The following is an 11135-nucleotide window of genomic DNA, read 5'->3' on the forward strand; positions in this document are numbered from 1 at the left end:
CAGGCAGTTCTCCTCCAGATGCTTGGGCTGCACCTCCCTCAGCGAATGAAAATTAAAGCAATGTAGTACCAACTTTACGTTCGGGAGAAGCACCTGTCAGCTTCGAAACTGCGGAAGTTGGGCTAATCTGAAAAACGGTCAGCGCATTCTCGTAAAAGGTGGCCCCGAGGGTATTAACTTGCTCAAACAGGGAGATGACTTGCTCATAAATGTTGGAGGAAAGAAGCAAGTTATACGTAGAGTTCTTGGGCATACACATGTCAAAGTCACAGGACCATCTGACTTTGACATTCAAGTACTGAATGAATTGAATCAAACCAAATCCTATCTTTTTGAAATTGGATATACATATCCAACGCTGATAAGGGTGAGGTGATGCTATGACATATCCGATAGTAGACAGAATCGAAATCAAACCTGAATACAAAACAGATCATAGGCCAGGTATAGTGCTAGTCATCAATGATCCTGGGGATGTGTCCCAACATTGTATCGCTGGGCAAAGGGTTAATGTGATATTGCCCAATGGTAATGTTTTACCTCTTGTGATCGACGAAGTAAAGTTTCTGGGTTCCAAGGTCTCCATGTTCTTTGAAGGGTTGACGCTAGACACAATTCCGAAGAATTCAACTTTGGAGTTTGTCTAGGTATTCGCTGTTGATCCTCATGGCTTGATACCCATGAGAGTGGGCCAAGTCCGTTAACGTTCTGGCGAAGAGGCCGGAGCAATCCGGCCTCTTATTTTATCCCCCTGCCGTCCTTCCGTCCACCTTGAATCCTCATGACCCCACTTACCATAACTTGTTATGGTAAGGCTGCTGTGGCCCGAGGAGGGGAATATCACCGCAGAGGACGCAGAGGACGCGGAGTGGAAAATAATCTACATCTCTGGGTGCTCCGTGATCTCTGCGGTTTTCCTTTCATCCCCGCCGAACCTATGGTGGAGCGGCACTATGCGGATAGTGCGCTGCCAGGACACAGCGCCGTAGTGGGGACATAGAGAGAACTGAAGGACGGCAGCACCAAGCAATTGCCCGGATTTAGCCGATTTCGGGAACGGAGAGGCCCTTGCAAATCTTCCGGGCCAGCTTGTTGGGAATCTCGGAGTGACGAGGAACGGCTTCCACCTCGCCGGTATTGGGGTTGGACCACAGGGAATGGCTGCCGCCCTCCCGCTTGAGGTAGCAGCCGTGCTTGCGCAGGTGCTTCAAGAGGGTGTTGCGTTTCACTTCAGGACAACCGTCTCGCGGATGGCCTCTTCCGGCACTCCGCGCAGGGCATCATCCCGCCGGTCTTGCAGAATCAGGTTGATTGCTTCTGCCAGGCTCCGGCGGCATTCCTCGATGGTTCTGCCTAGGCCGTTGGCGCCGGGTATCTCCGGACAATAGGCGATGAACCATCCGTCGTCCTCTTCAATGATCGCGGTAAACTCATTATGCATGGAAACCTCCCTTGTCCCGTGATCTCTGGGGATTAGTGGATGGCAATGTATTCAGCGGAGGACTCTGCCTTGGGAATGGGCAAACCGTCTTCGATAAGACCTTGCACATGCAATTTAATGGCCTCATGCATGTTCTGTTCTGCCTCCTCCTGAGTGTTGCCGGTGGCGATGCAGCCGGGAAGGTCCGGCGAGTATGCCGAATAGTTGCCCTCGGCTCTCTCGACTACCACTAGAAAGCGATGCATATTATAGTTCTTCTCCTTCAGTTGTGCTTGCTTCACGATGCTGTTTAAGGTTCCGGGGGCCAGATCATGCTTTGGAGCCCCGGCGATCGTCACTCGCCTCGGTTTGGTGGGATGTTTGTACTGTCGGTGATCCCCTTTGGTAGTCACCAGATACCAGCCATCGATCTCCACCAGTTTGATTATATCACGCACTTTCATTTATGGTCTGCTTGTGGCGATTTATTGAAGCCGATTTATGCAGGCTTTATCTTTAACACCTTGGCTAACTTACGAATGGTTTTGAAGGTCGGCCTTTGCAATCGATTCTCGATGTGCTTGATTGTTGCCGCACTGATTCAGGACTCCTTCGGTATGCCATTGCTTGAGTCTTGCCATTATGAAGGCATTATACCATCCGACACACCAATGAGTACAACATAGTAACTGTAGGCTATCAGCTCAATGAGACGGCGGAAAAGGGGCAGGGAAACCGAATACGATGAGAGGATAGATACCATCGGTAGATAGGATGAAGTCCTAGCAACCGGCATTTAAGATGGGATTGAGGCTTAGACCAAAATGGACTGGGATAATTGGTCTTGATATGTCCGTCCAGAGGACGAGACGGATGAGGGCCTTGCGTTTCAGGGGGAGTTCGACCCTGCTCCATCCCTCGATACCCAAGAATTCCTCTTAGCCTCAGTTATAGCGGTCACAGGCATAAAGTCATGGGTTGAGCGATGCGCGAAAACCTTCCAAAATGCCGCGTTGGACTGAGAAGACTGCTCTTTGGAACCGGACCAAGTGTTTGGTTTCTCTAGCCCTTTTCGTGTACCATTTTAGCTGACGGTCTACAGAGAACAGTCATCCCGGGCTTTACCAATTCTCTACCCATTGTTGACCCGAGCCCAAGGGTTGAGGCTTGACAACAAAATTTTTGATGAGCCATAATGGTTTACCCTATTCATAAATCACTTGTCGGGGCAAACCGGTCCGAATGTGCCCCAAGGCGCATCAAGCTGACCATCTGATTGGTTCATTACTCCCGGGCCAAGGTGTCAAACCTTGAGTGAACGCTGACCGTTCTGTGTGGGTAAGCGCCCTTGCTCTGAGAGAACATGTTACGGGTTAGCGTCGATATCCGAAAAACGAAAATAATGCGAGAAAGAGGCCAAAAATGTGGGGAGGGATTTGTCGAGGGACTCGATACGGCGGCATTTCAATGGAACTGCTGGCTTTTCTCATATCGTCTTTTCTGCTCATCCTTGTCTTAGTGATCGTATCCACGTCTGTGGTTCTGGCCGCTCACCAGGCGAGTGATCGCCCTATGGGCATGACGTCGGAACTAGGCGCATTCTCAGGAAGCGTCACTCTCCGCAGCGGAGATGCCCGTTCCTTCGCCAACCCCCCTGACGTGATTGCTTATGCCAACACCGACTATGTGACAGAGCTTGATGAGTTTTTTATCACCAGCGGCGGAACGATCTGGCGATACTATCAGTGGATATCGCTGATGGGTACGGGCTCCTGGGTTGAGGCGGATACGACGATTTCCACAGCAACGGTCGGCATCCAGTTCTGGGGGGACAGCAATGATGGTTGGGCCACGGTCTATATTGACGGCTCAGAGGCATGGAAGGGAAACACACATGGGACAGACGGGTATTGGCCCGGGGGTGCCTTTGTCAATTACCTTGAGATATCCGGGATTCCCTCGACCTCCCATACTATTCGGGTCGAGAGCACACACGGAGAGGACGTGACCATCTATTTCTTCGGGCTGGAGAAATCCGGATCATCGACGCCATCGCCCACGTCAACTCCTTCTACAGGGCTCATTGGCTACTATCCTCTCGATGGAAACGCCAACGACTACTCGGGGAATGGAAATCACGCTACCCTGCATGGGGGAACCTTTATTGCCGGAGCAAAAGGCCAGGCGGTGAGCCTCGATGGCAAGGATAACTATGTATCCGTTCCTATCAACATCAATCCGAGCGCGATGCCTCAACTCACTATCACCGCATGGGCTCAGACAACCCAGGCCTATGGAACATTGATCTCCCATGATAATGGCGGTTTCGATCGCACCATCGATATCGACAACCGCGGCGGCGGACTTGGCTGGTCGGCATTTTCAGGATCGGGAGCAGTCCTGGGGTATTATCCCGTCACCGTCAATGAGTGGGTGTTTATGGCAGCAATTTGGGATCAGAATGGCCAAACGGTCAAGTTCTATGTTAATGACGAGCTCTACCAGGAGGCGGGAAGCCTGGGATCAGGCTGGGATTATTTCAACATCGGCTCTAACCCATCCTTTGGTGCCTATCTCTCCGGGCTGGTCGACGAAATCAGGGTTTACAACTACGCCCTGAGCCAGAGCGAGATCACCAGCCTTCGGATGTCTATCCCGCTGCCTGCATCAACTCCCACTCCTATAGCCGGCCCAGCCATGGTAGCCTACTATCCGTTTGATGGCGACTACCAAGATCATTCCAGCTATGGGAACCACGGAACTCCCAAGGGAAATATGACCTTTGCCTCAGCGCAAATCGTCCAGGGAGCCAAGTTCGATGGCGCGAGCTGGATTGAAGTGGCCGACAGCAACTCGCTGGATATTTCCACTTCCTTTACGTTCTCTGCATGGCTCTACAAAGAAGACGCCGGAACGGGTGGGTGGGAGGTAATATTCTCCAAGGGCGATACCTCCGCTCTTGATGGCACTTCCCCCTATGGGTTCTCTCATTCGATCGACGGCAAATATCCCCAGGTGAGGGTGATGAAAAACAACTGGTACCAGCATGTCACGTCGAGGACCATGGGGGATTTCAAATTCTGGCATCTGGTCACCGCCACGTGGGACGGAAGCACGATCAAGTTTTACATCAATGGTGCATTGAAGGATTCGCAGGCCTGGACCGGCACGCTCCCCAACTCGGCGGCCAAACTCCTGATTGGTAAGGACCCGCCGGGATCGACGGAGTACTTCAAGGGCATCATCGATGACTTGAGAATTTACAACTATGCCCTGAGTCAGAGCGAAGTGAGCGCGCTTTACGGTGGAGCCCCGACAACTCCGGTGCCCACGGCTCCGCCTGTTCCAAATCCTACACCGACCCCTAGCCCGACGCCCTCGCCACAACCAGTGCCTACCACCACGCCCACGACGACACCAACATCAACACCATCTGTGGCCGGTGGAGCTACGCTCGTCTTCGAGTCTAGAAGCGGACAGAACGGAACCACCGTTCAAATCCCGGTGATGCTTCGCGGGGCAACGGCAAGCATCGGCAATATGGACCTGATTTTGAGCTATGATCCGAGCGTACTCAAGGCCATAGGGGTGGTGAAAGGCGGGCTCGCGGGGAACTCTCTTTTCGACTCCAATATCATAGACGGGACAATCCGCATCGGTTTGGCGGATCAGGAGGGGTTCATCGCCGATGGATCAGTGGTCTATGCCCGGTTCGAGATTATCGGAGCCGAGGGTGAGGTCTCGATTCTTGAGATCGATGATGTTTTGGCCAATCGGGCGGGAGACCTTGGGATCATGGAAATGAAGACAATCACCGGCCTGTTCACGGTGCTCGGTAGTGAAGATGTGCTCCGGGGTGATTGCGATGGAGACGGTGAGATATCAGCGGTAGATGCCCTCTGCGCGCTTCAAATGGCGGTGGGCAAGCGCGCGGAAGACCTGGCGCTGGACGTGAGCGATGACGGAAAAGTCACCTCGCTGGACGCCAGAAGAATCCTGCAGATGGCAATCGGCACTGCTCCCGTTCCCACGCCCACTCCTACTCAGCCCGTCACATCGCAATATTTCCTCTCAGAGTGCCTCACCTTCGAAGAGACTATCACTGTGCCGAGCCCAGCCGGGGAGACGGTATACCTCCTCCAGGTAAAAGGCGAATCAGGGGGCAACTGCAAAATTTGCGAGAAAGTCGTCGAGGACATGACATGGCACGGATGGGAGGGGAAAGAAATGTGTTGCTCCATTCCTATGAGCGCCTTGGCCGGAGGTACAGCACTGTCTGACAACATGAAGGATTATTGCAGCGGTTCACTGGCGGACGCTATCGAGACGATGCTTAAGGAGGCACAGAAATGAAGACAGCAGCAGTATTGTTCTTCGCACTACTCATGATTGCCTTGCCTGCCACCGGGTCAGCCTACCCTCTGCCGGGCAGCCCCCTTGCTCCCTCTCTTGATGCTGCCAGCGATACTGCCTCCAGCAATAGTCCAGTGTGCCTGAACGACACCATAAGATTAAGAGTTGCAGCTGTGGGAGTTAACCTTCAATATTCATGGAAAGGCCCAAACGGCTTTACCAGCAAAGAGAGTTCTCCATCCATCCCTAAAGCTAACACATCCATGTCCGGTGTCTATACCGTGACGGTATCAGATATGTCTGGTATTTCATATCGTTTTTCCACCACCGTGACGGTAACGGTGGATTGTGTCAGGACCGATAAGGAAGCAGGCGTCAGCATACAGCCGCGGACGCTCGACGAAGCCGTCAGCGAAGTGAAAAGGATAATAGGGCGACCCAGATGGGAGGTCGCCCAGAGGGTTGCAACAATCGCAGACTTAGCCATAAGAAACCTCAATGATCAGGAAGAGATCAAAATATGGCAAGAGGCCATTGCTTTTGTGGCGCAGATGGCCAAGTTGGGGACACCACTCGATCCCCAATCAATTTTTTGGTCAGAGCAGCAGCGTCTATTCAACAACTGGAGAGACAACATGGGCGGTGCTGAGACCACTTACACACGGGCAGCTCAGTGGGTGTGGAATGTGAAAGCAGGGCAGTGTGCTGAGAACGCGGCTCTCGTTTACTATCTTCTCAAAGAGGCTGGAGAGGAAGACATTCTGATATTTACATCTCCAACAGGTAGACACCAGTTTGTTGTGTGGGGATTGGGAGACAGAGATATTGACAAGTTAGAAAGCTGGACCAACGATGTGGTTATCCCTGATAGCTGGCAGCACCTCACATTAAGGGGAGAGATGGCCGCTCAGAACCGCCACTGTGCAGGGGCAGCAGCCGGTAAGTCCCAGCTCAGCGACCAGACTTACAATCGTGACCCGACCGCCTGCGGATATGTCGGAAAGCGTAAGCCGGGACAAACTGATCCGGGAACATCATGCTGCCAGAAAATCAGCCCATGCAGAAACAAGCCTGGCGTTGTCTGTGGTCCGGACCAGCACTGCTACTTGTGCGGCCAAAAGGACGAGTATTGTTGCGAAGAAAAGGAGGGGCAGACACCGTGTGCGGCAGGGCTGGTCTGCAAGGACGGCAAATGCGTTGAAGAAGAGATAACTACTGCTCCGCCTGGCAATTGCCAAGCCCTCTATGATGCATGCTGCAATGAACAAGTCAGAGGTCTGGCGATGCCGAAGATAACCTGCGGTTTGATATTCTCAGATGCGTGGTGCGGTCGTCCCGGGTATACCGCATGTGCTCAGGCTGCATTTCAGCAGTACCTCGCCTGCATGAAAGGAAACGGAGATTCCATAGCATGCGACCAACAACTGCAAACCGCAATCGATGCATGCAGGAAATAGTTCGGAAAGTCCCACCATGTGAAAGGCGGTGGCAAAATGGGTATCGGGCAGACGATTTTTGTTTAGCAACTTGGGAATAACGTTCGACAGGCCCTTGAATTGGAGGTCTTGTGATGGCGTACTTGAATTCGCTAAAGCGTGTTGGGCAAACCTGTGTCATACTGACTTTGCTGCTGGCCCTCCAAATGATAACCACTCCAATGGCGAAAACTGATGACGGCTGTTCACAGCAGTATGAGGAATGCTGCGAGACCAAGATTGGCGTTCTGACGGTTCCGAAGATAACCTGCGGGATGATATTCTCTGACTTCTATTGTGCCAAGCCTGGTTATACCCCATGTGCCGAAGCGGCGTTTGAGGAATATGTGACGTGCACCAAGACCAAGGATGAGACCATATGTTACTCGACACTCATAGGCAAAGTGGATACCTGTAAGAAACAAGCGCTTTCCCCTGATGCCGAAGAGAAGGCCGAGTGCCCCGCTTGCGCGGCAAGTGGCATGGAACCCTACGATGGTTACAAGGAATCTTTTCCTGAGGCCACTCCCCCCTTCACCGAGACAAGATGCGTCTACAAGAAACTGAATGCCAGCGGGGACTCCATAGGTGAGGGAGTCATACAGATAATTGCCTATAACACAGAAAGCGATGCTGCCACTTCCTTTTACGAAGATGTTGAGGTATCCCGCGATCGCATGGACACATACGAGAACAACAAACCCTTCCCGACGGCAGCCGCTATTACGAGATTGTGGGACAGCATTTGCTGGGGAAGCATAAGATCAGGATAACCACGCAGTATCACAAGACAGAGGCTGATGCCGAAAAGGCTTATGCCGCTTTGAATGACTGTGCCTTCTCGATGATCCCTGGGTGTGCCGGAAATCATCCTCCGCAATTAACGGTCATGTTTCTGGGATATACACCTGGGCCACATGGCGGGTTGGGAGATCTGAAGTTTGAGGCAAAAGCCACCGATGAAGATGGGGACAAACTGAGGTTCAGGTGGTTCATGCTTAGAAAAGAGTATAAGGCAGAGAACTACGATATGATTGCCAGCACCACTGTGCAAGATGGTGTAACCGCGATGAATGTGAGTTTACCGGCGCCATCGGTCTCCGGCAGCATGATTTTTGTGGGCGTCTACGATGATCGGGGGGGCGTAACCTGGAAATGGTGCTCATGGGAACTTCCCTTCCAGGGAATGTCGACGATGGATCTGCCCGATGATCCCTGGCTGGATGTTGCCATGGGAAAAGTAACCGTCAATGGAAAAGAAGTGCTCCCTGGAGACATTTTCGTGCTTAAGAACGGGGACATGATTGAGACAGCCCCTGATGATGCCGTCACCCAACAGGGAGGGGGCTATGCCGTCATCAGATATGGTACTACCGGCACAGTCAAGATAATCGCCAATGCTCGCGTTCAATTCCAGGGATGGAAGACCCTGACGCTCATCAGAGGGAGAATTGCCGTTGAAGGCAGGAAATGGGAGCAATATTACAAAGAGAGTAATCGACCTTCGACTGGACAGCAAGAGTTCAATCTTGACGTCAAAGGACCACAGACGCTGGAGCAGTGGTTTGAGAGCTTCGATGACCCGCAGGAGCGGGGAGTGTGGAGAGAGCGAATCAAGGAGATGCAGACGGGGGCCAGCAGAGGCCACTGGGCGGGCACTCAATTCGAAGTGATGGCTGATGAGGATGGAACTACCACTTACTATGTATTGGAAGACTTTGTGGATGTCTCCGATGTTGGCATGAAAAAGTCTGTGATACTCAGGCCCGGAGAGATGACCACCGTTCGGCCAGGTGGGGTGCCATCGGATCCGGTTCCCTTTCACCCGAGTGTTGTGGAAGCGTGGCAACCCTCAGGGGAACTCGTTCTGAAGACAACCACTCAATCGACGGGGCAGCCCGGACTGACATTTGAGTCTCGCAGTAAGCCAACTGGCAGCGAGGTTCAAATACCGCTGATGCTTAAAGGGATCACCGGGAGCACGGGCAACATCGATCTCACACTCGCCTATGATCCAAGCGTTCTCACCGCCAAAGAGGTTTTGAAGGGCAGCCTCACTGCCAATTCTATCTTCGATTATGTCATCTCATCAGGGACCATCCGCGTGTCATTGGCCGATAGCCAGGGCTTCAGCGGCGATGGATCGGTGGCCTATGTCCGGTTCACCGTTATCGGCGCCGAGGGTTCTTCTTCAAAACTAGAGATCGCCCAGGCAACAGCAAATGCGTCGGACTACAACAGCATGGCTCTGGCTACTCACGATGGCCTTTTTCAGGTCATCGGTTCTGATGATCTCCGGGGAGATTGCGATGGAGATGGCAAGCTCTCTGCAGTGGATGCCCTCTGCGCTCTTCAAATGGCGGTGGGCAAGAAAGCAGCGGACCCGGTTATGGATGTGACTGGAGACGGAAAGGTGACCTCTTTGGATGCGCGAGAAATTCTGCAGATGGCAATCCAGGGCGGATAGGATAGTATGCCGGATATCGGCTAGGAGGATAGGAATGAGGGCACTTCGATCAGGTTGTTTTGTGATTATCCTGATGCTGGCAATTTCCCTGGGTGCTGCGTGCGGAGGCGGGGGTGACAAGGATGACGGGGCCGCTTCGGATGGAACACCAGAGGCGAAAGCGACCGGGAATATTCAGGTGCCGATACGCATTGAAGGCGCCAATAATGTGGGCAGCTTTGATATGGTTTTGGAGTATGATGCGACCGTTTTGCAGGCAACGGAAGTTGTGGCCGGATCGCTGGCTCAGAACGCAATGCTGGAATTCAACACAAAGAACTCGGGACAGGTCATCATCGGAATCATTGATTCTTCCGGCATCACCGGCGATGGATCGGTGGCCATTATTAGGTTCAAGCTGCTCAATGCCGCCGGGACTTCTGCTCTAAAGCTGCAGACAGTGGAGGCTCACAACGCTACCACCCTTGTGGACATCATCGCCCAGACTTCTAATGGAAGCATGTCCGAAAAGGGGAATCTGGCGAGTTCACCGCTGGTGGAATTTTCGAAATAGGGAGTAGCTCAATCGCACATCAGATAGTCACCGGAGACCTTGTGGCGATATGGATGGCGAAGACTCTTCACGATCACGGAGTTCGCTTTGAGACTCTGTTTGCGAGCGAAGATCACTTAGGAAAAAGGGGTTAGGCGGTCACTCTATCCCATGAAGTTCCCTCATAGGCAAGCTGAGAGGGGCGCAGCAAATATCATTGCGCCAGCATGAGGATAGGTTGTTGTCATCAGAACTATGATCTGTTCCATCAGTCCGTGTTTCAGGCCGAGTTCGACCCTCCCCCGTCTCCACCACGATCAAAAAAGACCTCAGCTGATAATGGCTGATGTCTTTTTGTATCTAAAACGACGGACGGGGAGTTCGAGGTATAACAGAAACTCGGTCTCCACCATACTGACAAAATCACTGAACATCGAACCCAGACCTCTTGGCACCGTACTTCTTGTGGCTCCTGTAACTGCACATGATGGCGTCTCCTTTTCTGAGCGCAACCACTTTCCCGAACATTTGGGCTCGTTGTGTCTGGAAAACGGTCACGATTTCAGGCTCATCTCGTGTAGGAAGAGAGGGGAATTTGACTATGAACCGGCCATCTTGTTACGCTAAAACATACCATTTCATCTTGAATGTGACTTGGGTTATACACGAACACATTCGCTTCCGGCAAACTGAACTCAGTTATCCGGTGATTCTCGTATTTACAGGTTCTTGCCCACCCAAAAATCCAAAGGCTGAGATACGGAGTAACACGGCAAAGGAGATGGAAAAATGCCTACTGAAAACGCGGCCCAAAGGGCAATAGAGATCACTGAAGAGGGCCATCGCCTCTTGAAAGTCGGCAACCCTGACCAAGCCATTGAGCGCTTT

General features: G+C 52.4%; 9 protein-coding genes and 1 pseudogene. 6 read left to right on the plus strand and 4 right to left on the minus strand.

Features of this window, described 5'->3' with window-relative positions; all coding sequences use genetic code 11:
- The first annotated feature begins 868 nt into the window (after positions 1-868).
- A complete protein-coding gene (locus PHV74_11590; protein ID MDD5095005.1) occupies positions 869-1000 on the plus strand; it encodes a hypothetical protein in 132 nt (43 codons plus the stop codon).
- A 40-nt stretch (positions 1001-1040) separates the two neighbouring features.
- On the opposite strand, the gene PHV74_11595 is transcribed toward PHV74_11590, so the two are convergent.
- From PHV74_11595 to PHV74_11610, 4 genes and pseudogenes are all read right to left on the minus strand, one after another.
- Positions 1041-1229: a type II toxin-antitoxin system HicA family toxin gene (locus PHV74_11595; protein MDD5095006.1), complete on the minus strand. Its 189-nt coding sequence runs from the start codon at positions 1227-1229 to the stop codon at positions 1041-1043.
- A complete protein-coding gene (locus tag PHV74_11600) occupies positions 1226-1441 on the minus strand; it encodes a type II toxin-antitoxin system HicB family antitoxin (protein ID MDD5095007.1) in 216 nt (71 codons plus the stop codon). Before PHV74_11600 ends, PHV74_11595 begins: the two co-directional genes overlap by 4 nt.
- 32 nt (positions 1442-1473) lie before the next feature.
- Entirely contained in the window at positions 1474-1686 is a 213-nt protein-coding gene (locus tag PHV74_11605; protein MDD5095008.1) for a type II toxin-antitoxin system HicB family antitoxin, read from the minus strand.
- A 9-nt stretch (positions 1687-1695) separates the two neighbouring features.
- Positions 1696-1884: pseudogene (locus PHV74_11610) on the minus strand (type II toxin-antitoxin system HicA family toxin).
- A gap of 958 nt (positions 1885-2842) precedes the next feature.
- Between PHV74_11610 and PHV74_11615 the strand changes: the two are divergent.
- From PHV74_11615 to PHV74_11635, 5 genes are all read left to right on the plus strand, one after another.
- Positions 2843-5773: a cohesin domain-containing protein gene (locus PHV74_11615; GenBank protein ID MDD5095009.1), complete on the plus strand. Its 2931-nt coding sequence runs from the start codon at positions 2843-2845 to the stop codon at positions 5771-5773.
- Complete coding sequence (locus PHV74_11620) at positions 5770-7230, plus strand: hypothetical protein (GenBank protein MDD5095010.1); 1461 nt, start codon at positions 5770-5772, stop codon at positions 7228-7230. Before PHV74_11615 ends, PHV74_11620 begins: the two co-directional genes overlap by 4 nt.
- Before the next feature lie 113 nt (positions 7231-7343).
- Complete coding sequence (locus PHV74_11625; GenBank protein MDD5095011.1) at positions 7344-8021, plus strand: hypothetical protein; 678 nt, start codon at positions 7344-7346, stop codon at positions 8019-8021.
- Positions 7982-9715: a cohesin domain-containing protein gene (locus tag PHV74_11630; protein MDD5095012.1), complete on the plus strand. Its 1734-nt coding sequence runs from the start codon at positions 7982-7984 to the stop codon at positions 9713-9715. Before PHV74_11625 ends, PHV74_11630 begins: the two co-directional genes overlap by 40 nt.
- 34 nt (positions 9716-9749) lie before the next feature.
- On the plus strand, positions 9750-10268 hold the full coding sequence (locus tag PHV74_11635; protein MDD5095013.1) for a cohesin domain-containing protein: 519 nt from the start codon (positions 9750-9752) through the stop codon (positions 10266-10268).
- Positions 10269-11135: the final 867 nt, after the last annotated feature.

Source organism: Dehalococcoidia bacterium, assembly GCA_028711995.1.
Taxonomy (GTDB): Bacteria; Chloroflexota; Dehalococcoidia; order SZUA-161; family SpSt-899; genus JAQTRE01.